This window comes from Flagellimonas flava (assembly GCF_900129665.1).
Taxonomy (GTDB): Bacteria; Bacteroidota; Bacteroidia; order Flavobacteriales; family Flavobacteriaceae; genus Flagellimonas; species Flagellimonas flava.
In genome coordinates, this window is sequence record NZ_FQWL01000002.1 from 92127 (window position 1) to 116662 (window position 24536).

The 24536-nt window shown below is 38.7% G+C and carries 11 protein-coding genes and 1 pseudogene; 5 read left to right on the forward strand and 7 right to left on the reverse strand.

Annotated elements, in window-relative coordinates; genetic code table 11:
• Positions 1–31: 31 nt before the first annotated feature.
• From BUC10_RS06265 to BUC10_RS06290, 6 genes are all read right to left on the reverse strand, one after another.
• A complete protein-coding gene (locus BUC10_RS06265; RefSeq protein ID WP_084732606.1) occupies positions 32–1357 on the reverse strand; it encodes a vanadium-dependent haloperoxidase in 1326 nt (441 codons plus the stop codon).
• Positions 1350–4862 (reverse strand): VCBS repeat-containing protein, encoded by a 3513-nt coding sequence (locus BUC10_RS06270; RefSeq protein WP_073177412.1) that lies wholly within the window; start codon positions 4860–4862, stop codon positions 1350–1352. The genes BUC10_RS06265 and BUC10_RS06270 overlap by 8 nt, the downstream gene beginning before the upstream one ends.
• Positions 4859–8380, reverse strand: a complete 3522-nt coding sequence (locus BUC10_RS06275) for a VCBS repeat-containing protein (protein ID WP_073177414.1) — start codon at positions 8378–8380, stop codon at positions 4859–4861. Before BUC10_RS06275 ends, BUC10_RS06270 begins: the two co-directional genes overlap by 4 nt.
• Before the next feature lie 94 nt (positions 8381–8474).
• On the reverse strand, positions 8475–9998 hold the full coding sequence (locus tag BUC10_RS06280; protein ID WP_073177416.1) for a RagB/SusD family nutrient uptake outer membrane protein: 1524 nt from the start codon (positions 9996–9998) through the stop codon (positions 8475–8477).
• A gap of 31 nt (positions 9999–10029) precedes the next feature.
• Entirely contained in the window at positions 10030–13143 is a 3114-nt protein-coding gene (locus BUC10_RS06285) for a SusC/RagA family TonB-linked outer membrane protein (protein ID WP_165614867.1), read from the reverse strand.
• A gap of 409 nt (positions 13144–13552) precedes the next feature.
• Positions 13553–16855 (reverse strand): TonB-dependent receptor, encoded by a 3303-nt coding sequence (locus BUC10_RS06290; protein WP_165614868.1) that lies wholly within the window; start codon positions 16853–16855, stop codon positions 13553–13555.
• Positions 16856–17229: 374 nt separating this feature from the next.
• Here BUC10_RS06290 and BUC10_RS06295 point away from each other — a divergent pair, with 374 nt between their 5' ends.
• The 5 genes and pseudogenes from BUC10_RS06295 to BUC10_RS06315 all read left to right on the forward strand — a co-directional run.
• The gene (locus BUC10_RS06295; RefSeq protein WP_073177423.1) at positions 17230–17841 is read left to right on the forward strand and encodes an RNA polymerase sigma-70 factor; all 612 of its coding nucleotides are present in this window, start codon (positions 17230–17232) and stop codon (positions 17839–17841) included.
• A 28-nt stretch (positions 17842–17869) separates the two neighbouring features.
• The gene (locus BUC10_RS06300; RefSeq protein WP_073177427.1) at positions 17870–19012 is read left to right on the forward strand and encodes a FecR family protein; all 1143 of its coding nucleotides are present in this window, start codon (positions 17870–17872) and stop codon (positions 19010–19012) included.
• Between the two features lie 693 nt (positions 19013–19705).
• Positions 19706–20719 carry a GntR family transcriptional regulator gene (locus BUC10_RS06305; RefSeq protein ID WP_073177429.1) on the forward strand — a complete coding sequence of 338 codons (1014 nt, stop codon included), beginning with the start codon at positions 19706–19708 and terminating at the stop codon, positions 20717–20719.
• A 269-nt stretch (positions 20720–20988) separates the two neighbouring features.
• Positions 20989–22758 carry a glycoside hydrolase family 36 protein gene (locus tag BUC10_RS06310; protein ID WP_073177432.1) on the forward strand — a complete coding sequence of 590 codons (1770 nt, stop codon included), beginning with the start codon at positions 20989–20991 and terminating at the stop codon, positions 22756–22758.
• Between the two features lie 55 nt (positions 22759–22813).
• Positions 22814–23057 (forward strand): annotated as a pseudogene (locus BUC10_RS06315) (solute:sodium symporter family transporter); the annotation flags it as partial.
• Between the two features lie 91 nt (positions 23058–23148).
• Here the strand turns inward: BUC10_RS06315 and BUC10_RS06320 are convergent.
• Entirely contained in the window at positions 23149–24225 is a 1077-nt protein-coding gene (locus BUC10_RS06320; protein ID WP_073177437.1) for an amidohydrolase family protein, read from the reverse strand.
• Between the last annotated feature and the right edge of the window lie 311 nt (positions 24226–24536).

Genomic DNA, 24536 nt, shown 5'->3' on the forward strand with positions numbered 1-24536 from the left:
GATATTACACTGGTTTTAAATTGACTTCATATCAGTTCAAATCTATTTTTTCATTTACATATGCGCCTACGGCTTTACCTTGTTGTACTCCTAGTTCTATAGCCGGACGATAATGGATTCCTCCATAAAGTCTACTGATGGCCGCTTCTTCGGATGCTTCAAAGAATGAATTGAATTTTCTTGGAGGCAATCCATAGGGCACCTCTGTTGAATCGATAAATGCATAATTGTCACCTATCAACTTGGTCAAAACTGTCGCAGCAGCGGACGAGGCTACACTGTGCCCAGAGGTATGCTCAGGAAAAGCAGGGGTCTGTAAAATAGGCTTCCAGTCCGAATCCACATGTTCATTGATAAAGGTTTCGGGACGGGTTAGACTGCTCTTATATTTTTGGTCCCAACAACTTATAAAGGCATCTGCTATGGCAATACTTGTCTGCGCGAGTATCGCCGATGCATTTACTGGGTCTTCTTTTTTCTCTTCCAATACTTGGGCAGCAATGTGCACCCAGTGTCCACCTGGTGAAATTTGTTGTTGAAAATACATTACATGACCCTTGGTAGTTGAAATATTTGGGTTACAATCCCAGAACTTTGCTATTTCCAATTGGGTTTCATCAACGTTCTTCACTGTTTGGTATACTTCCTGAGCTTCTTTATAAAATTGGGAACTATCGGAAATATCAAAACTGGTGGGTAACCCTGGATCAAACTGACCTGCAGAATCCAACACAAAGGGTTTAATAGTATTCCAATGAGGTTCGATAGCTTCCATATAATCAGGTGGAGTGGGCTTCCACCGCCCTGGGTCTTTGTTCACGCTGTAACGCGGTAAGGCGGTGCGACGTAAATAGCCGTCCGTGCTTGAGCGCTGAATAATTTCTTGTGAAATAGCATCTCCCAATGCAATGGAGTTTTCATAAATCTCTTTGTCAATTCCTATTTCTTGGACATCCTTCAAAAGGTCTTTACGGAAATTCTCCACTCTTTCAATATCAAAAACCAATACTTTGGCCACGTTCAGAAAAGCGACCATAGAGGTTAGTGGATAGTAATATTCTTTATTGGTGTCTGGTCGGGCAGTAAGTTCCAAATCGTTCAACTGTCCTCCAAGTGAAACCTTTGTGGAATCCATAAAACGAATGCCCTCATACGCTGCAATGTTCGAATAGGCATAAATTCTACTTGCCACTGGAGGTGTGAAAATATCCGCCACAATAACATCGGTAAGCTTTCGATTATATATGGTGACACTATTCTCAAAATAGGCATCCAATTCTTCTGCTTTGTGCGTTTCGCCACAAGAGACTATAAGTGATATAGCCACTAAACCCATTATAAACCATGACTTAATCATTTTCATAAACTGTTTTTGTGTTCCCCTTAAAGTTAGTGATGTCTATTTGCTTTATTTTACCATGTATTGTTATTCTTCTAGACTGTTGTGACAGATATCCTGATCCATATTGAAACTCCCATTTCTGTTTTTCGCCATTGGTGAGAGTGATAATGGCAAACATGCTATCATCGGCCACATCATGGAATTCCAATTTTTTATCCTCGACTTGAGATTCAAATACTTTGAGTGGCCCGCTGTTGTTTCCAATGATGATAAGCGATTTACCCTCTTTGTTTTTAAGTTGGGCAAGACCGCTGGCATCGTAATTGTTTACGAGCCCACTTTCTGCTAATTGGATATAATCAAACGTTCCGTCTCCTTTTCCTTTTAAGACAGTGCCCAATTGTGCATCATATCGCCCATTGGAGACTTCTGTAACATAGGAATTCCCAGTCAATAGGAGGTCTAAATTTCCATCTTGGTCGAAATCTTCAACAATTATCCCTTCCGCTGGTGCCACCTGAGCATTTAATGGCAGTGCGGTCAATTGGAATTTTCCTTGACCAAGGTTTTCCACATAGGAACTTTCGAATACATGACTTTTTACAACATAGGCATCTTCCAATTCTTCCGGCAAGAAAGATTCTTTAAAGGTTTTTTCGGCATAGGACTGATACGTTTTAAAGCGCCCTCTCATAGCATTAACCTGTTCTATAAGTTTATCCCGAGTATGGGAAATGTAATTTTCGCCATCATTGTAATAACACATAATTGGATCTACTCTGCCGTCCTTGTCATAATCTTTAGCGTAAATGCATAGTGGCTCATCCTTGGAGGCTTTGTATTTGGTATTCAAGCCCAAATTTCCAACTATATAATCCATATCTCCGTCGTTGTCAAAATCACCACTTGAAATACTGTTCCACCAACCTTCCGATTTTTCAAGTCCGGTGGGACTTTCAACAAGCCTTAAGGTCCCTCTATCATTATGAAAAAAAGTTATAGGCATAAATTCTCCAACTACAATCAAATCCGGCCATCCATCATTATCATAATCTGACCATATCGCTGAAGTCACCATGGTCAATTTTTCCCAATGTTCGATGTTTTTTCCTATTTCCCTAAACTTAGGTTCGCCTTCAGTAGATATATTCTCGTATAACTGACTGGCCGTTGGCATGGGGTAATTACCAGGGTCGACCCTGCCACCCACAAATAAGTCCAAATCCCCATCTTTATCAAAATCAGAAGCTGTAACGCATGAACCACTGATATCATTAACTGGCAGTGCATTGGTAAGTGAAAAGTTTCCTTTTCCATCATTTGCATACAATCTATCTTGATAGACATCCTCTTTGTATGAAGTGGGGATGCCTCCGCTTACTACATATAAATCTTGATCCCCATCTCCATCGGCATCGAAGAACAGCATGCCCATATCTTCTCTTAAGCTTTCTTCATATCCCACAGAAGTGTTTTTAAAACCGTCTTCTTGCTGCAGGTAGATTTGTCCCGTTGAACCTGCCGCACCACCTACATAAAAATCTTCCTTTCCGTTGGAATCAACATCGCCAATGGCGATACCAGGTCCACCACGAGAATGCATATGGGGTAGAATCGGTTGAATTCGAAAGTCTACAATGGGGTCTTCTTTTTGAACGTAATCGATACCTAGGGAATCTGTGATCTCTGCAAACCATTGTTTTGTTTCAACAGGTGCAATCTCATTGTGAGCCTCGACCTTTTTCGATTCGGATTGTCTAATTACAAGCTTTTGGTTCGATTTTACATTCGCTATTTTTTGATAGGAATCATCGGGCCACCAGACCTCTACTGTTGCAACAACGGTATCAGTTCCAAGCCCAAAATGAATGGTGGGGTCAACACTGGACTCATACCCCCTACTTAAATAATGTTGATAATGTTGGGTGGTGTTTTTCGAGTTTATCTTAATCCGTGAACCGATTCCTTCTAGATTTCCTGTATTACCCTTTAATCTCAGTTGCAGAAAATTACCCCCTTCTGTTTCATTGGTATTTTCATAAACAAAGGCATTTTGGTTTACGTTGTTCACAACCAAATCCAAGTCGCCATCATTATCCAAGTCGGTAAAGGCAGCACCATTGGAACAACTCTTATCGCTGATACCCCATCCTTCGGACATATTTTCGAAAGTAGTGTTGCCGTTATTTTTGAAGACGTAATTGACCAGTTCAGCTCTTGGCAAATTATGAATGGAGTTTAATTTCTCCTTAATTTTTGTTTCCCTATCACCCATAGGGCTATTGCTCCTGTTTTGATAATGAATGTAATCCAAGTTCCCCAGGTCCCTTAAAAATCCATTGGTAACATATAGGTCTCTTAACCCATCATTGTCATAATCGGCCAAGAGTGCGCTCCAGCTCCAGTCTGTACTGCTTACTCCTGCCAAATAACCAATTTCACTAAAGCTTCCTTCACCTTGATTCAGTTGAAGTGTATTTCTGGTGTATTGCGGGGAATATCCCGCATCCAACATAAAGTTGAACCGATCATAGCCCGTAGAGGAAATAATCAATTTTTGTCGAAAATTATCTTCCGGGTGCATGTCCAAGACCATAATATCGGGGCTTCCATTATTGTCAATGTCTGCAATATCGTTCCCCATTCCTGCATAGGAAGTATGTTTTAGATAGGTGTCCAATTCGTCTTTAAATGTTCCATCCCTTTGGTTGATATATAAAATATCATTCCCCACAAAATCATTGGAAATGTATATATCTGGCCATGAATCATTATTAATATCCGATATGCCAACACCCAAACCATAGCCCTCCACAAGAATACCCGATGTTAACGAAACATCTGTGAACTTCCCATCGCCTTCATTTCTATACAGGCGGTCATTGCTTACGGATGAGCCATCTAATTTTCTGGGGCTGCTTACGTTTACATTGTATTCGTATGCAGCGGGATTGACCAAAAGGTACATATCCAGGTCATTGTCCTTATCATAGTCAAAAAAGGCCGCATGCATGGATTGTCGCGTATCATCCAAACCATATTCTGCAGCTCGCTCAGTAAATGTATTGTTCCCGTTATTGATGTAGAGCATGTTTGCCCGTTCCTCAAGCTTGGCACTACCCGAAACACATACATAGATATCCAAAAAACCATCTTGATTAATATCGACCATTGCGGCTCCAGTGCCCCAACGATTGTTTATCAGGCCAGATTTTTCCGTGATATCTTCAAATTTCATATTTCCTTTATTGAGATAAAGTCTACCGGAAACCATATTGCCACTAAAATAGACGTCTACCAGTCCGTCATTGTTAATGTCACCAACAGCAGTACCCGCACCGGTATAAATATTCATGAAATTGAATACATTGATACTGTCATTTTCAACAATCTTATTGTTGAAGTCAATACCTGATTCTGATGGGCTTACCAATTGAAACCTAGGAGAATTGCCCCTCTCGCAAGAAATGGTGACCAAAAACACGCTGCAAACCAAAGCAAGTACGGAAGCCTTTCTCATTTTCTTACATCAGTTTTTATTTCCTCTCCTTTGAAATTCTTTACCACAATGTATTTGGCTTTTTTAGGGATGATTTGCCTACGACTCCCTTGTGATAGGTATCCAGAACCATAATACAATTCCCTCTTTTGCATGAAACCATCTTCAAAGTGGATCGTTATGGAAGCATCTTGGGGATTTGGATGGTATACAAACGCATTTTCCAGTTTTCTGGAATGAATTTTTAATTCCCCATTATTGATTCCAGAAAGTATCAGTTCAGAATCGTTGGCAAACAAATTTACCTGGCTTTTTGCGTCTCCATTTACAAAGAATCCACTTTCATCTACCTTTAATGTTTCAAAACTTCCTTTGCCATCTCCTGTCATAAGCCATCCAATAGACGCATCATAACGACCGTTGAACACTTCTCCACTATAAAAATTGCCCACGGCCAAAACATCTAGGTGACTATCTTGATTATAATCGCCAATGTTTATCCCATACAAAGGAGCAGTTTGCATAGTAATAGGTAAGGGTTTTAAAGCAAACCTTCCCTCTCCTAAGTTTTCTAGATAGCTACTGGCAAAGGTTTCACTTTTAACGATGTGGGCATCTGCAAGTTCCCCCTCCGTAAATGATTCTTCAAAAGTGGCTTCTGCATATTCAGAATAGGTTCTAAACCTCACCCGCATAGCATTGATTTGATCAATAAGATCGTTTCTAGAATGTGCGATGTAATTTTTACCATCTATGTAATAACACATTACAGGGTCTATTTGACCATTTTTATCATAATCTTTGGCGTAAATACAAAGCGGTTCGTCAACACTTGCTTTATAGCGACTGTTGAGGCCAAAATTTCCGAGGATATAATCACTGTCGCCGTCATTATCAAAATCCCCAGATGCTATACTGTTCCACCAACCATTGGTTCCCTTTAGTGCAATCTGTTCTGTAATTTCTTGAAGGTTTCCCTCATTATTTTTAAAAAATCGGATGGGCATGAACTCACCAACTACGATCAAATCCATCCAAGAATCGTTATCAAAATCGGTCCATAGCGCGGCGGTGACCATTCCTAGTTCACTCCAATTATTTAAAAAGTTGTGGTCAGCACTAAACTTGACATTCCCAATGGAACTTTCATTTTTAAGCAAAGAGCTTTTTGGAGACATGGGATATTCTCCCGGTTGCACCCTGCCTCCCACAAAAAGATCTATATCTCCATCTTTGTCATAATCTGCCCCAGTTACAACAGATCCACTTACCAAGGATTCGGGCAAAGCATCTACTAGGGTATATGTTCCTGTACCATCATTTTCATAAATACGGTCTTGATATGCTGGACTTCCTTTTGCTGCGGATGACCCACCGCTTACCACGTACAAATCTTGATCACCATCTGAATCTGCATCAAAAAACAAAGCGCCCATATCTTCGGAATCTGAATCTTGAAAAACAATTTCCGAAAAGGAGCTCCCATCTTTACCTTGTATTTTTAATGTTCCAGGTTGCCCTGTTGCTCCGGCGATATAGACATCTTCAAGTCCATCTCCGTTAGCATCTCCTACAGCCATTCCGGGACCATTCTTGGAGTGCATATGGGGTAGGAGCGGTTGAATCTTAAAATCCACAAAGTCGTTCTCTGTGTGGGTAAAGTCCATTCCGATACTATCGATTTTTTTAAAAAGCCCAACTATTTTCTTTCCACCATTCTTTTTAGAGGTCTGCGCATTATTTTGATGCAGCACTAATTCTTGATTGACAGGAATATTCTTTAATACTTCCTGCATTTTATTTGGCCAAGTAACTATAGCGCTATCAATTTTCTTCATATCCCCTAGGCCAAAGTGAAGGCTTGACTCTACGGATGAAAGATATCCTCTATACGGCGTAAAATATTGTTTTTGAAGTTGCCCTTGATAGTGAATTTCAACTTGACTTCCTATTCCTTCCAGATTTGGGGCAGCACCTTTAAAACGGAATTTCAAATAGGACTGTGCGCTATCTACTTTGGTATTATTCCTTAAGATGCTTGCTGGGTCATCAATATTATTGATTACCAGGTCAAAATCCCCATCATTATCAAAATCTGCGTAGGCCGCACCATTTGAAAAAGTGGGTTTTGTAATTCCAGCTTCTTTTGATATGTCTTTAAATTGTAGTTCCCCCTCGTTCTTGAATAAATAATTTGACCGTTTTATTCCTGGTAGTTTGTTCAGTGCTTCTAGACGTTTCTCTCTATTGGCCTGTTCAGAACCCATGGACAAAATGGTATTGCCATACACCATAAAATCCAAATTGGTAATATCTTGTCGATATCCATTGGTGACGAATAGGTCTTTTTTGCCATCATGGTCATAATCGGAGAGCAAAGCACTCCAGCTCCATTCAGTAGCAGATATCCCCGCAATTTGACCAACTTCGCTAAATGAGCCATTGCCATTATTTATTTGTAAGGTATTTCTAATGTATTGGGGTTGGTATCCGTTGGAAAGGGCATTATGGTGTTCATCATAGTTATTGCCCATCATGGTCAACTTCCATCTTTTGTTGTCAGGAGGCAGCATATCTAAAACTACCACATCCATTAAACCATCATTATTGATATCTGCAATATCATTGCCCATTCCGTTGAAAGTAAGATGGCCCATGTATTTGGAGATCTCATTTTTAAAGGTTCCATCTTTTTGATTGATGTAGAGGAAGTCATCGGTTAAAAAATCATTGGACACATAAATATCTACCCATCCATCTTCATTGAAGTCATATACTTCAACACCTAAACCAAAACCCTCCAAAAGTATTTTGGCTTCCCTGGATACATCCGTAAAAGTAGCATCCCCATTGTTTCTAAAGAGTTTGTCTACGGAGGGGGCCTTACCGGACCAGTCTTTTGGACGTGAAGTATTTCTGTTATAATCCACCAGGGCATTACTAAGAAGATACATATCCAAATCCCCATCACCATCATAATCAAAAAAGTTAGCCTGAACAGAATAACTACTATCGGCTATACCCCATTTACTTGCTTCTTCGGTAAAGGATAGCTTCCCATCCTTCATTCCATTGTTCACAAATAACAGATTGGCACGATCCTCATCTGAAGAACCCCTTGGGCCTCCTTTGCATACATAAATGTCTGGAAATCCATCTTGATTGATATCCACTATGGCAACACCATTTGACCAACCCGAAGTACCAACGCTTGCTGATGTTGTAATATCTTCAAACTTAAATTCCCCAAGGTTACGGTATAAGCGATTGCTGACCATGTTGCCGGTAAAGTAAATATCTTGCAGTCCATCTTGATCAAAATCTGCTACGGCAACCCCCGCGCCGTTATACATATATTCAAATTCAAGTACGCTGGGTTCGCCGCCTATTACAAGGGTATTGCTGAACAATACTCCTGTTTCTTTGGGTGATAAATCATGAAATAGCTTAGTAGTGTTTTCTTCACATGAAACAGCGGATAATGCAAGTGTTAAGAAAACAATTACCGAACGAATCCAAATATGATGATTGACGAACATTTATTTAAACAGTTTAAAAAAAGGAATCCAATCATAAATTTAATTGGATTCCTTCAAATAACTTAAACCACAGGGTTAATGATAGAATTCTTGTCTAATATCCTGTGTTTTGATTTAAGAGCCCATCAGATCTATCAACTTCTGATTGCGGGAATGGAAATACGGCATAACGCTCCTCCCAATTACCTCCAAAAATCGTTGGCCCTAAATCCCAGCGAACAATATCAAACCAACGGTGTGGCTCTAATGCCAACTCTACTCTTTTTTCTTGTTGCATGGCTGCCAACAAATCTCCATCAGCTGCAGTGGTAGCTGCCAAGCCTGCCCTTGCTCTAATGTCGTCTATTTGAGTCCTGGCAATTGCCAAATCACCTCCGCCTCTAATGAGTGCTTCAGCGTACAACAATTTTACTTCTGCCAAACGCATCCAACGTTCATTGTTAAAATCTGCTTGTTGGTTGGGAGCATGATTTCCCGGAACAGTATTTATTTCACCCCGATACTTTTTCAATGTGTAGTTTGTTGAAGACCATTCCGTATCGTAAGGTAAAGATTCGAATGTTGTGAAGTACGTATCCCCATCTTGATACAAAATGGTAGGTAGCCTTGTGTCGCCTGGCTCAAAAGAATCCACCAAATCTTGGGTAGGAGCCCACCAACCCAATTTACCACCTGGAGCGCCATTTCCGGCATCCCAGTACCAACCACGGCCGGTACCTTGTGAAGCTTTGAAATTTTCTGAGTGGGTGTCGTCAAAAACCCAAAGGTTATCATCTGACTGTGGTCCACCGTATTGCACTTCAAAAATAGATTCCGAGTTGTTTTCATTGGTAAAAGCAAAAACATCTTCGTAGTTAGGGACTAGGCTAAACGGACCATTGTCCACAACATTGGCAAGCGCAGTTGTTGCAGCTGGCCAATCCTCACGGAATACATTTACTTTTCCAATTAAGGCTGTGGCCGCCCAAGATGTAGCTCTTCCTGTATTACTAGAATCCCAGGAAGCTGGCAAGCCGGCTGCCGCAATACCTAAATCCCCAAGAATAGCTGTGTACAGATCATCCTGTGTAGCGTTTGGCAATGCCAAATTATTAATGTCCGTCAAAACTTCTACCGCAATGGGTGGAGTTCCAAACATTTTCATTGCCTGAAAATGGAACCACGCTCTTAAGAACCTTGCTTCAGCATCCAAAACAGTTCTATCTTCAGTTGTCAACTCATTGTCCCCATCCAAATTTTCCAACACTAAGTTTGTACGGTAGATGCCTTCATAAATCTGCGTGTAAACTGCTGCATAGGGCACATCGGCTGCTCTTAACTGTAAATTATCAATATCTATGGAGATTTGATCGCTGGTCACGGGGTCCGCAGCAACATCATCCGAAATAACCATTGATAATTTCCAATATTCACCTCTCTCTGATAGTGTCTCGGTACTTGTACCCCAAAAATCCTGTATGGAAGAGTAGGCCGCAAAAATGGCTCCATCAAAATCTCCTCGAGTATTGTAGAACGTGTCCACTGTAATACTATCCAAAGGCTGTAAATCTAGCTCGTCGTCGCACGACAATACTGTCAAAGTACAGATGGCGACAAGAAATAAAATTTTACTTTTCATGATTTTTCTTTTATTTTAAAATAACAATTTTTTAGTTAAAACTAACTGACCATCCCAGTTGAATTATTCTAGGTAAAGGGGCCTGTCCATCATCTTGCCCAGTGGCAAGTGGGTTATTACCCTTTTGGAAACTCTGGGCTCGACCAACTTCAGGATCAAAACCTGAATAACCGGTGAAGGTCGCTAGATTCTGTACGCTCACAAAAAATCTCATATTTGACACAAAATTGTTGGTCCAACTTTGCAAAGCGTCTTTAGGTACTGTATACCCTAATTGTATATTCTGAATTCTCAAATAGTCGGCATCTTCAATGAAACGATCCGAAATACGATTATTTCCATTGGGGTCTCCAGGGCCAGCCAATCTTGGATTGGAACTGGAATTGGTCGAACCTTCTCCTGTCCATCTGTTCAATACCTGAGTGCTGAAGTTGTTGGTTCCGGTCAACCCTTCCAAAGTTATCCTTGAAGAATTATAGATCTGCCTGTCCCCAACACCTCTTAATAGGGCGGAAAAATCAAATCCTTTGTACTTGGCTTGAAGGTTTAAACCATAAAAGAAACCAGGATATGGACTACCTAATATAGTTCTGTCATCGGCATTAACCTGACCATCGCCATTAACATCCACAAAACGGATATCTCCGGGAGATGGTGTACCATTGGCATCTGGTAAGGCAGCTGCAACTTCTGCATCATTCTGGTATAAGCCATCTGTTTTGTATCCAAAGAAATGCCCTAGACTTTCCCCAACAATGGTTCTATGGGATTGTGCCCCTCCAACACCGGCAATTATCTGGCTCACGGGACCCAAACTCTGGACGGTGTTTTTAACTGTGGTAATATTGAATCCGACACCGTATTCAAAATCCTCTCCTATTTTGTTTTTATAGTTTAAAGCAAGTTCAATACCAGAGTTGGTAATTTCACCTGCGTTCGTTGGCGCAGGTAAGAAGAATCCACTGGCAAATGGAAGCGGAAGGTTTACCAACGCATCTTCATTTGTTTTCTTGAAATAATCAAATACCCCGGTAATCTTACCTTTCATCAAACTGAAATCAAGACCTATATCGATTTGCTTCGAGGTTTCCCATCCTATTTGTCTATTAGCAAATGTGGTTGGTGCAGGTCCCACTACCGTTCCCTGATCATCTCCCAATACATAGAATATATTATTGTTCAATGTTGAAAGGAAAGGAAAGGTTCTGGCAGTTCCATCCCCAAGGTTTTGGTTTCCTAGTTCACCATAACCTACCCTTAATTTTAAATCATCTATAAAATCATAATCGCTCATGAAATCTTCTTGTGAGAGTCTCCAACCTACGGAGATGGAAGGGAAAATATCATCTCTATTGTTTTCGGCAAATTTTGAGGTAGCATCTCGACGAACATTAATAGTTGCCAAATACTTTCCTTTGTAGTTATAGGTCAGACGGCCAATGATGCCTTGTAATGTAAAGAGATCCGCTTCGTTGGCTCCCGCCACAGCTGTTCCACTGGAAGCAAAGTTATCGTTGAACAAGTTTCTACCTTGCAACCTTACCTTATCGAATCTAAACTTTGTTTGTTCAAAACCTATTAAAGCTCCAAAATTGTGATCTCCGAAGGTTCTATCATAAGATAGGGTAGCACCCGTAGTCAGCGTCAATTCAATCGGTCTTGACTGGACTAATAAAGATTGTCTTGTGGAATTACCATCTAAAGTGGTCTCAGCCTGAAAGAAGTCACCGGATCCAACATTATAATCAATGCCAATAGAGGGTCTTAATTTTAAGTTATCTATGATTTCCCATTCTCCAAAAAAGTGCCCAAGCACCTTCCGATTCTGAATGGTAGTGCTATTTATCCTTTCATCAGTTAATTGTAAAAGGTTGTTGCCTGTAGCTCCACCCAGTGTACTTGGGTTGGCCAAGTTATAACCAAATGGCCCGTCTCCGAACGGTTGAAAATAAGGTGCATTTAAAGCGGCGTTGAAACCTGCATTTAAGGCTCCCTCACTCTGGGTTAAGCGATCACTTTGGCTTATTTGTAATGACTCCCCGAATTTTAAACGCTTTCCAATCCTGAATTCTGAATTTGCTCTAAGTGAATATCTTTTAAATGATTGAGCTCTTTGGATCCCCTCATTGTCCAGAAATGATCCAGAGACATAATAGGTTCCGTTTTCACCACCACCGCTAACACCAACATTGTGGTTTTGAACAAAGCCATTCTGAAAAATGGCATCTTGCCAATCCACATTGGGTTGTCCACTAAAAGCTGAAAAGTCCCTACCTAATTCTTGTTGGATGGCAATATATTGTTGAACATTGAGAACGTCCAGTGTTTCTCTTGGTGAAGCTGAGGATATGTAACCATCGTAGGTTACTTTTGGATCTCCCTTACTTCCTTTTTTGGTTGTTATGATGATAACACCGTTGGCACCTCTCGCACCATAGATAGCCGCAGAGGCTGCATCTTTTAAAACATCAATAGATTCAATATCGCTCGGGTTGATACTTGCCAATGGATTTGAATCCGTAGTGGATGAAGTGTTTACCGTTATATTATTAGTTCCTACCAGGGGAACACCATCAACTACATAAAGCGGGTTGGCATCGGCGCTTAACGTTCCAACACCTCTAATATTAACGCTAATAGGAGCTCCTGGATCACCACTTCTATTGGTGATATTAACCCCCGAGATGGTACCTGCCAGCACTTGGTCCGGGCTTACAATGGGTTGCTTTACAATTTCCACTGCGTTGATGGATCCAACAGCACCAGTAAGATCGGCTTTTCGTTGGGTACCATAACCTACTACAACCACCTCATTTAGTGATTGGGCATCAGGTTGTAAGGTCACATTTATTGTTGTTTGGCCGTCAACATTAATTTCCTGAGCCGCATACCCCACGTAGGAAAAAACAAGCGTGTTGGAACCTTCGGGAACTTCAATGGTATAATTTCCATCAAAATCTGCAACAGCTCCGGTTGTTGTACCCTTAACCACAACACTGGCTCCTGGCAAAGGACCTTCAGCATCGGCAATTGCTCCTGATACCGTCGTCTGTGCTAACGATGTCTGCATTCCGAAAACAAGAAGAACGAACAGCGCAAAAAAGCCTGAATTCGTCGTCTTAAGTTTAGTTAAAGTTTGCTTCATAATCATAAAGATTGATTAATAGTTAGAATTAATTTTATGGTTTTAGAAACAAATAATTACCCTTAAACTCGAGATTGTCATGGGTTTCATATAGGTTCCTATAAAATTAAAGACGATTCAAAAGCAAAACATACCTATTTGTATATTCCAGACTTTGACAAAAAACGTTGCGCGTTTTTCTACCATTCTTTGGATTTTTTGCAAATCCAATACCAATCGGAGGTGGATAATAAACACTTTGCAACCTAGGTAAACTGTAGCTTTTTTATAATATCAAACATCGGGGATTGAGGAGTGGAATTTAAAATATTGAAATGCCCAGTTTACTTTTTGGCCAACTAGGTTCGAAACATTATTTTTTTGCTATGTTTCATTATTTTAGAAGAACCTGTTTAAGCGATTTTATGTGTTAAAAACTTAATGAAATTCCTAATTGGCCTACCCTTGGTTGTGGTGAAACACCGCCATCTTGTCCCGTGGCAAGGGTAAAATCCCCTTTTTGGAAGCTCTGACCTCTAGTAACTTCTGGATCGAGACCGCTGTATTTGGTGAATGTTGCCAAATTATTGGCACTTAGATATATGCGAAGGTGAGAGACGGTATCATTTGTCCATTTTTTTAACTTCTGAGGATCTACAGTATAACCAATCTGTAAATTTTGGATTCTCAAATAAGCGGCATCCTCCACCCATCTATCTGAATATCTTTCATTTCCATTGGGATCTCCAAGAGCTAATCTCGGATTTCGGATGGAATTTGTTGAGCCTTCAAATGTCCAACGGTTCAAAACCGAAGTGCTAAAATTGTTGCGACCATTGGGTCCGTTAAGTACAAAAGAGGCTCCAGTGTAGCTTTCAAGCCCCCTTCTTGCTTGATTGTAGACCTGTATATCACCAACACCCCTTAACACGGTTGAAATATCAAATCCCTTATATTTTGCAGATAGGTGAATCCCATAAAAGAAACCGGGAATAGGGCTTCCAATGAAGGTTCTATCATCAGCATTTATTTGGCCATCATTGTTAATATCAACAAAACGAATATCACCTGGTTGCACTTCGGTTGAAAAAGAATCGGGCAACGCAGCATTTGCTTCATCAATATTTTGATAAAGCCCATTGGTCTTATATCCAAAAAAATGTCCGAGACTCTCCCCCTCGATCGTCCTATGAGTTTGTTGACCTCCAATCCCCGTAATAATTTGCGTAATTGGCCCTAAATCCAAAACCCTATTTTTAACGGTTGTAAGGTTACCCCCTACACTATATTCAAATTCACCTATTTTATCAGCAAAGCCCATGGAAAGCTCAATCCCACTATTTTTGATTTTTCCAATATTGGATTGAGAAGGCAAGAAAAAACCAGATGCAAAGGGGATTGGAAGTCCAAGAAGAACATCTTTTGACTGCTTGTTGTAATAGTCAATTGTGAAATTGAATTTTTGACCAAATAGGACGGCATCAAACCCTAAATCAAGCTGGGAGCTTGTTTCCCATGTGATTTCTGGATTTGCGAACTCAACTGGTGCAGGCGCACTGACAACAGTTTGGTCATCTCCGATAACATAGAAGATGTTGTTGTTCAAAGCGGTTAAAAATGGAAATGAACCAGGAGTATTTTGATTCCCATTTTGCCCCCAACCAATCCTTAGTTTTAGGTCATTGATAATCTCTTCTTGACTAAAAAAATCCTGAGAAATTCTCCATCCAGCAGATAGCGATGGAAAAACACCACTTCTAAAGCCTTTTGAAAAACGAGACGTTGCATCTCTCCGTATGTTAGCCGTAAGTAGATATTTCCCCTTATAATTATAATTAATACGGCCTAGCCACCCTTGCAATGTCCATAAATCTGCTTCATTGGCGGCAGCCATGGTAGTTCCCGTTGAAGGAAAATTAGGATTGAACAAATCTCGTCCTTGCAATCTTATTTTGTTAAAACGGAACTTGGTCTGTTCAAAACCAAATAAAGATGACAATTGATGGTGACCAAATGTCTTGTCATAACTCAATGTAGCTGATGTGGTCAGCGCAAGCTCATTGGGCCGAGATTGAACAGCCAAACTCTGATTGATCTGCATAGGATTTAATGGCAATCCACTAGAACTAATATCTCCGGCACCAACGGTATAATCGATTCCCACCGAAGTTTTAAATTTGATTTTGTCCGTAATAGAAATTTCTCCATAGAAATTACCGAGAACCTTTCGCGCTTGTAAATCAACGGATTCAATTCGGGGATCTGTTCTTGCAACCAGATTAAGACCTCTTGCGGCCTCTCCATTTAAACCATTTAAATTTGATGGACTTTCCAAAGCATAACCAAATACTTCACTTGATGCATCCCTAATTGGAAAAAATGGTGCATTGAGTGCTGCATTGAATCCTGCAAAGGTAGCTGGTTCACCTTGGACCGTTCTGTCGAATTGACTTAATAATAGGGATTGGCCAACTTTGAACACCTTGCCTATTTTGACGTCAGTGTTAGCTTTTAAGGAATACCTCTTAAAACTTTGGGCCAATTCCACACCTTTTTGGTCTAAATAACTTCCAGAGATAAAATAGTTGGCTTTTTTACCACCTCCACTAACGGTCAGGTTATGATTTTGTGAGTATCCATTTCTAAAAACCGCATCCTGCCAATCCACAAAAGGTTCTGCACTAAAGTTGGAAAAATCTCTTCCAAGTTGTCTTTGAATATCAATAAATTGTGATACGTTCAAAACCTTTCTTTTTTGCTGTACCCAAGACACGGCACCATAACCATCATAGGTGACCCTGGCTTTACCTTGATTTCCTTTTTTAGTGGTCACAATAATGACCCCATTGGCTGCCCTGGCGCCATATATGGCTGCGGAAGCTGCGTCCTTTAATACGTCTATGGATTCAATATCATTTGGATTTATACCCGCCAACGGGTTTGACTGGGTAGCTGAGGAGGTGTTTACAATTACATTTGTGGTAAGTACAATCGGAACATTATCTATTACCCAAAGTGGTGCATTTGAACCTGCTGTGCCAACTCCACGAATGCGAACATTTACGGGTGCTCCGGGATCACCACTCCATGTAGAAATATTTACTCCAGCAACTAAACCAGCCAATACTTCATCCGGACTGGTAATAGGTTTGTTTTCAATAAATTCACTGCTCACCGATGCCACTGATCCCGTCAAATCAATTTTTCTTTGGGTACCATATCCAACAACTATGACTTCCTCCAGCTGGGAGGAGTCGGGGTTTAATTTGATTTTAAGGGAATCTTGGTTGACGGGCCTTACCTCCAACCTTTCATATCCAATATAGGAAATAATCAATATAGGATTAGGATCCGTAGCATTCAACTCAAAATTACCATTTTCATCGGTCGTAGTCCCCTTAAGAGTTCCTTTTTCAATAATGTTTACACCCAACAACGGAACTTCTTGATTGTTTAATATTTGACCCCTTATAAGTATATCATGTTCCTCTTCTTTTATTTGTTCTTGAACATTGTTGTCCAATTCTGGTTTTACGGGAATCTTTATAATAAAAATTTGTTTTTCGACTATATTGTATTCAATTCCCGAATCAATTAATACGGTTTCTAAAATTTGGTCAATACTTTCATTCTTTGCGTCAAGGGTGACCAAAAAGTCAGGTTCAATATCCTTTATTCTATAAACAAATCGAAATTCCGTTATGTTTTCAATTCTTTTCACAAAATCTGCCATTGTTGCATTTTCCAACTTAATTGTTATCGGAGCATTTTGAGAATAACAAATCATGCCCCACAAGAGAAAAAGAACAGTAACAATGAATGACCTATTTAACATCAATTTCATACAATCTCCAACCTAAAGATATTTTGATGTCTTTTGATTAAGTGTTAAGGGTTTGCCCATACTTCAAAATTATCTTTCCCTAGAGAGGGACGGCTGCCCGGAGAGCTTAGGGTTTAATTAAATAAAATTAATAATTATGCAATAATATTTTATATACTACACCATACTACTTACTTTTTTGTTAAATTTGATTGCATTGTTATGCTGTTTAATCAATTAATAGCTCTTTTGATTATTGATTTAACAAAAAACCTCATCCAGTTTTGAACATTCAAAAAGAGACACTTAGCACCGAAGAACTGATTCTTGCACTAGAGAATAGCAAGGAATTTGCTTTTGAAACGGTGTTTAAGTTTTATTATACAAATGTTTTTCACATAGCAAGAAACTATCTTGGGAATAAGGAAAATGCAGAAGAAATTACCCAGAATGTTTTTTTTAAGCTTTGGAAAGATTTTGATCATATTTCAGAGGTAAACAATGTTGGAGGTTATTTGTTCAAAATGACCAGAAATGCCTGTCTTGATTTTTTTAAGCATGAGAAAGTCAAACATGATTTCATTCAAAACACAAAAAAAAGTGTTGATTTACAATATGTGCAGGATGATGCGTCAGCTTTGTTGCTCGAAAACGAATTGTTGGGAAAAATAGAAGAAGGAATAAATCTATTACCCGAAAAGTGTAGAAAAATATTTATTCACAGCAGGTTTGATGGTCTTAAAAATCAGGAAATAGCTAAAATGTATTCAATATCTAAGCGTACGGTGGACAATCATATTGCAAAGGGCATAAAACATATGAGATTATACCTAAAAGACTTTGCCACCCTCCTGTTATTTTGTTCCACCATTTACATAGGTATATTATCTTTGTGAGTCGTCTTTAATATAACTGACTTTTTACATGGATAAGCAGAAACTCCTAAATTATTTAAATAATACTCTTACTCCTCCCGAAGCCAAAGAAGTTGAAGATTGGGTTTCAAAATCTAAGGATAACAGTAATATTTTCAATGAATTAAAAACTGAATTCGTTATTAATTCCCTGGACGATACTGCAAAAGAGATGTCCCTTGACAAAGAATATTCCCATTTTAAGAACAAATATATACTTGAGAAACATTCATTCTTTATCAGATTCAGACCAATCCTAAAATATGCTGCAATTGTAGTTGGGCTTGTTTCAATAGGTTATTTTACGCTCTCCAAAAATGATGGCGCAAATGAAGCAATTAGCTCGCAAGCCATTACCTTAAAGCTCGATGATGGAAAAACCATTATTCTTGATGGTAATAATTCTCAAATAATAAAAGATAGGGATGGTTCCATAATAGGAAAGCTAGCAGGCAATAAGCTACACTACACTATGTCAAAATCAACTGAGAATGTAAAATATAACACATTGTCGGTGCCATACGGTAAAACTTTTGAAATGGTACTCTCGGACGGCACAAAGGTTCATGTTGGCGCCGGTTCCTCTTTGGATTATCCGACTCAATTTCCAAAAAAAGGAAATAGGAAGGTTTCAATTATTGGAGAAGCTTATTTAGAGGTTTCCAAAGATTCGGAACGACCATTTATAGTAAATACAGGTGATTTGAACGTGCGCGTTTTGGGAACACAGTTTAATATAACCAATTATCCGGGAGATATAACATCTGAAGTGGTTCTGGTAGAAGGGTCCGTTGAGCTCTATGCCGATAATGAGGAATTTGAAGATCACATGATTACCAAACTGGAACCGGGTTATATGGCCAGCTTTGATAAAAACAGCATTTCCATGAACACGAAAATGGTAGATACACGCTTGCATACTTCGTGGATTCACGGAGAACTGATTTTTAGAAATGAGTCCTTTGAGAATATTCTAAAAAAATTGGAGAAGTATTATGACGTTAGGTTTGTTACCAATAATAGGGAAATATCCGAAGAAAAGTATTTTGCTACTTTCAGTACAAAATCCTCTATCGAAAAGATAATGGGAAATTTAAAGTCCAATTATGGAATTGATTTTGAAATCAATGGCAGGGAAGTTATTCTAAATTGACAAAAGCAAGAATTGTTATTGGTTGTTGCCCAAAACAGAAATACTTCTCTCTTATGATCTCGAGGAATTGATAAGGCTTACAATGAGATTTCAGGGATAAAAACATTGATTTCAGTCTGCCTGTTTCGAAAAGAGTTTGGGGCAGATTTCCAATACGCTTTTGGAATCAATTCTTATTAAAAGAGTATTTGTTTGAGTTAGTTTAAATTCGTTTAAGTGTAAAAAGGGGAGATATAAATCTCCTCTTTTTCTTTAGACAAGGACAAATATTTGTTGGCTCTAATCTTCATAACATACTAAAACCAGTGATTTAGTCTTGAACTTGGAAAAGAAAAAAGGGTTATAATGGATAGGGACTAAATGCATTGTAGAAGAAAGTACTATAAATCCATAATTCTTCATAAAGTTGCTTTGATGAACTTTGGTAGTGTAAAATGGCACTATAATATAGCAAGCAATGTTATGGTTTGTCTGTTGAAATTACATGGAAGATTCCAATTATTTAGTAAGCTAGGCCGTGCCTCAACGTAAGACGTTCAAACTGTAATACATTAAAGTTTTTAGGAAGGGTGGACGTTCAGGATATTCCATTCAGAAGTATCCGTATATCTATGGAAAATTGACATTTTCCTTGGTTAACCTTATATTGATCAAATAAATAGGAGAATAACAATAGAGTAATATTCGAATAGAATGACATTGATAGATGTAATAAATCAGTATCAAATAAAATATGATTTAACAAAACATGAACATTTGGTATTGGGAATTTTAGAGGCTATCGATATAGGTGTTTTAACAAGAGAGGATCAGCTTCCTTCAATAAATAAAATGGCTGAAGAGCTTGGGTATGCTAGAAAAACAATAGTAGGGGCTTATGAGGATTTAAAGGGAAGAGGACTGGTTGAATCGAAAAAGGCCAAAGGGTATTTTATAGTTAGTCAAGAAACAAAAATGGTTCGAAGGGTTGCGTTGCTTTTGTTCTCATTTCAACGCTTCCAAGAAGAGTTTTACAATGCTTTCCGAAAGGAACTTGGGGAGAGGTTTAAAATAGATGTATTCTTTCATCACAATAATTTGTCGGTTTTTGAAAATACACTATTGAATATTAAAAGCAAATACGGGTTCTATGTGGTAGCGCCCATTCCGAACCCAAAGATAAAATCTCTTTTAGAATCCTTTGCACCAGATAAGTTGCTTATTGTTGATAGATTTTTTTCAATGCATGAGAAATATTCGTTTATCAGCCAGGAATTTGAAGATTCCACTTATGACAAATTACTGCAACTCCTTCCTAAAATAAGAAAATATGAACTTTTTGTGTTGTTGGCAGATGAAAAATCAGCTCTTCCAATTGAAGTAGTCAGGGGTTTCAACAAATTCCTTTCAGAAAATAATGTTTTAGGTACCATAAAAACAACATATGATTCATCTATATTAAAAAAGAACCATTTGTACTTTGCGTCAAATGACTCTTTTCTATGGGATATTTTAAAGGATTGCTCAGATCGGGGATATGTTTTGGGGAAAGATGTCGGCGTTCTATCTCATGATGATCATATTATTAAGAAGTTCATTTCCGGCGGGATTACAACAATTTCCACAGATTTTAGCGAAATGGGCGTTCAATCCGCCAGATATGTGAAAACTAATACCAGAGTTCGTCAGATTACGCCTTCTTATTTAATTGACCGAGGATCAGTTTAATAAAAACCATATTATTGGATTTTTAGATTCTTCAAGTCATTTTTTTTTAAATTTGATTGTAGCACACTATATCATAGTATGATATTGGTAATTGCCAAAAATGTTACCCGGCCTTGTGAAAATAGTTAATGTATTATAAGGGTAATTTTTATGAATAGTTACTGTTGGTTGAATTTAAACAAAACATCGTTTTTTTACATGGTTTATCTAATCTCCATGAGAACTTTTCTTGATTATAAACAGTTTGTTAAACCAATCTTTTTAAACGAATGATAGAGAGCATACTTATAAAAGCAAACAATAACTTATCATATAATTCTGATGAGAAAGACGAAAGAATCAATTTGAAACAAATTGTCGATGAAGAAGGTTTACAAATTCACAGAATTGAATATCTAGTCCAAGAAAATACATTGCCGCATCCATTAACTGTTCATTGGAAGGTACCCGCAGTCAATGTCATGGGGGTTTGGAAACCTACGGCTGATTTTTCTAAGCGGATAGAAGCTGATTGGGAATTGGAGAGCCATGAATCTCGCATATCGATAGATGCACCTATAATTTCACTTTTTGGCAATGCTGATGAAAACATACTTTGCTTTTCTTGTTCCAATGCAATAAATAAAGTTGAAATGGCTGCCAAGTATAGGGAGGAGGACAACCATTTCTATTGTACTGTTAAATTTTTTACTGAGTGCAAGTATCCCATAAGCGGATTTAGTGCGGATATTCGTATTGATCAACGAAATGTGCATTTTTCAAAAGCATTGCAGGATACAGCCAAGTGGTGGGAAAGCTTTGAAAATCTTAAACCTGCCTACGTTCCCGATATTGCGAACAAACCCCTCTATTCCACTTGGTATCAATTTCATCAAAACTTATCTGAAGACTTGCTTCTTAAAGAATGTAAAATTGCTAAGGGGCTTGGTTTTGAATCTATAATTTTAGATGACGGTTGGCAGACCAATGATAATACTCGAGGCTATGATTATACCGGTGATTGGCGACCGGAGCGCTTCCCAAATTTTCAGGATTTGGTTAAAAAAATCCAAGACCTGGGAATGAAAGTGGGCATATGGTACTCAGTCCCATTCTGTGGTGTAAAATCAGAGGCGTATAAAAAATTCAAAGGAAAATTCCTGACCAAAAACCATAGGTGGGCCCCAGTTTTTGATCCGAGATTCCCGGAAGTGAGGGATTATCTCGTAGGGATATACACCAATGCGGTTAGAGATTGGCAGTTGGATGGGTTAAAATTAGATTTCATAGACGATTTCAAAAGTTATGAAGAAACATCTTTTGATTACAATCCAGAACGCGATTTTTCATCCATAAATGATGCTGTTGATGCCTTACTTGTTCAGGTTGTTAGCGAGTTGAGAAAGATAAATCCAGAAATATTCATCGAGTTTAGACAAAAATATACAGGTCCGGCAATGAGGAAATATGGTAATATGCTACGTGCTTTTGACTGTCCCGGAGACTATACCATGAACCGGGTCAGAATAGCTGATATTAAAATGTTGGCAGGAAAAACTGCGGTACATGCTGATATGGTTAAATGGCATTTCGACGAAAGTGTTGAGGATGCAGCCTTGCATTTTATGAACACCCTTTTTGGCGTTCCTCAAATTTCTATAATGTTACATGAGGCGCCCAAAAGTCATTTAAATATGATTCAGTTCTACACTGAATATTGGAATAAAAACTCCAAGGTTTTTTGCTCCGGGAAGTTCTTGCCTTCGAGACCACTTTCCAACTATCCTATTTTAAGAGCGAACTTAAACAACAAAGTGATTATCGGGATTTTTGAAGACCAAATTTTACAGATCAACCATAGATTCCTTGCTATTGACATTCTAAATGCCAAAGCATCCAAAATGATCGTTATCAACTCAAATCTTAATTTGGGAACATACGAATACAAGATATATGACTGTGAAGGAAAGCTGATAAAGGACAACTTTATTAATATAGATGAAGGTTTGAATACCATTGAAATACCCAAGAGCGGTATGGCCCAATTAAAATTAATTTAATTCTAAATATTAAACCAAGGGCCTGTTATCTAGTCTTTCATTTGTAGGTTTTACTATGTTGGTGCCCACCAATGCATGGTGGGCCACCCGAGGCACCACTGAAAAATCTGCAAATGGTTTTTTCTTGCGGCAGAAGTCTAGAAGCCATAGCCAGTTCATTATTGCTTACCAATCTTTGCACGGAGCAAATTGTTGGACTCACTGGGCAGGCTTTTACAAAAGGGGTTTTGGTAATGACATGGGAGACATTGGCTGCTATGGCCATGGTATTGACAGCCATTGTCCTGTTGCCAAAATATAGAAGATAAAAAGCGTCAAAAATTGCATTTTGCCGTGGTAAAGTAGTACTTGAGTCACTCCAGAGCATTTCTTAAAACAAAGTAGTACTATTCATTCCAATTTTAAGAAATTGACCGAATTTTGAAAGTAAACCTTATCTAGAATACTGGCTGGAAGGCCTAACCCAACTGTTGTTTGTCCCCTAATTTCCAATGTATCAGTACTGCTTAAATAGTCCCATAACAGGGTGTAATTGGCATCAAGTTCTTCTTTTTCCTGTTCAAGTTCAGCATCGGTCATAGCCTCTTCTGGATTCGAATTCCCAAAGTCGGTACCGAACATGATCCTGTCCTGATATTTTGCGAAAAACGCACCTACTTTTTTAGGATTTTGACGCGCCAAATCTCCAAAACGAGCCGCAGGCTCAACATACATATTAGGATAATTGTCAAGTCTGTCGGCTACCATATCAACATCATGGGACATGCTTCCAAGGTGAGCGCATAAAATCTTTAAATCTGGATTATTTTCAATCCATCTATCCCTCGCCGCAATGATTGAATCATAGGAAGGAATATCGGGTATATTAAAGGCATGGTATTGGGGATTGTTTTTATAGTATCCAAAATGCGGATTATCTGGATCAAGTAACCTCCATGCCTGTTCAGGTTCCCCAATATGTGCCATAACGGCAATTCCCTTGCCTTTTAGAAAATCCCAAATAGGCTGCAACCTAGCGTCATCTATTTGTATATAGTTTCCAGACGAATCTTTTGTTACCATTCCAAAATTCTTCCATACTTTGACCATTTTGGCTCCAGAACTAATCTCTTGACTTAATTGCTCAATAATTCGTTGCCTAAAATTTGGAGAATCGATATCCACGCCTATGAAAGAGGAACATAGAAAGAATAAATCAGGATGAGCTTGTGAGTGGGTCAAATAAGGCTGCCAACTTCTAGCAATTCCAATGGAATCTTCTATGGAAACATCGACCAACACAGAACGCATATTCCATTTCTTGTGCAAAACTGGCAGATATTTACGGGAATATCGGAAATGGGAATGTATATCAATTTTTCTAATTGTACGATGATTAACGGAAACAGCTTGGGTTTCTTCGTGAGATTTTGATTTGCAGGCTAGAAGGCTGGATGCAACAATTAAAAAGTAAATAATGTTTTTCATAATTGGACAATCCTAAATAGCATTTTTGAACAAACAATAGTAGGCTTTTCTGAAATGAATTGATCAAAAGCCCCTCCTTGGCTCGTTAAACTAAAACGATTATATGCCAAACTTTGGAGTACATTAAAACCAGTAAAGGAGAGTTTCCCCTCCTTTACACTAAGCTAACTAAGCTCAAACTAAATCAGATAGATTACGCTATATTCTAAATTGATTAGTTGTCTTATGATAAAGACGATTAGGAACTGGGTTATACCTACTTCGTTCTATAAAAAACTACTTTTTGTTTGCGCTATCAAATGTCTGTTTTA

Coding starts and splice junctions, on each gene's coding strand:
- BUC10_RS06265 (WP_084732606.1), bottom strand. CDS start 1,357: ATGATTAAGTCATGGTTTATAATGGGTTTAGTGGCTATATCACTTATA.
- BUC10_RS06270 (WP_073177412.1), bottom strand. CDS start 4,862: ATGAGAAAGGCTTCCGTACTTGCTTTGGTTTGCAGCGTGTTTTTGGTC.
- BUC10_RS06275 (WP_073177414.1), bottom strand. CDS start 8,380: ATGTTCGTCAATCATCATATTTGGATTCGTTCGGTAATTGTTTTCTTA.
- BUC10_RS06280 (WP_073177416.1), bottom strand. CDS start 9,998: ATGAAAAGTAAAATTTTATTTCTTGTCGCCATCTGTACTTTGACAGTA.
- BUC10_RS06285 (WP_165614867.1), bottom strand. CDS start 13,143: ATGAAGCAAACTTTAACTAAACTTAAGACGACGAATTCAGGCTTTTTT.
- BUC10_RS06290 (WP_165614868.1), bottom strand. CDS start 16,855: ATGGCAGATTTTGTGAAAAGAATTGAAAACATAACGGAATTTCGATTT.
- BUC10_RS06300 (WP_073177427.1), top strand. CDS start 17,870: ATGGATAAGCAGAAACTCCTAAATTATTTAAATAATACTCTTACTCCT.
- BUC10_RS06305 (WP_073177429.1), top strand. CDS start 19,706: ATGACATTGATAGATGTAATAAATCAGTATCAAATAAAATATGATTTA.
- BUC10_RS06310 (WP_073177432.1), top strand. CDS start 20,989: ATGATAGAGAGCATACTTATAAAAGCAAACAATAACTTATCATATAAT.
- BUC10_RS06320 (WP_073177437.1), bottom strand. CDS start 24,225: ATGAAAAACATTATTTACTTTTTAATTGTTGCATCCAGCCTTCTAGCC.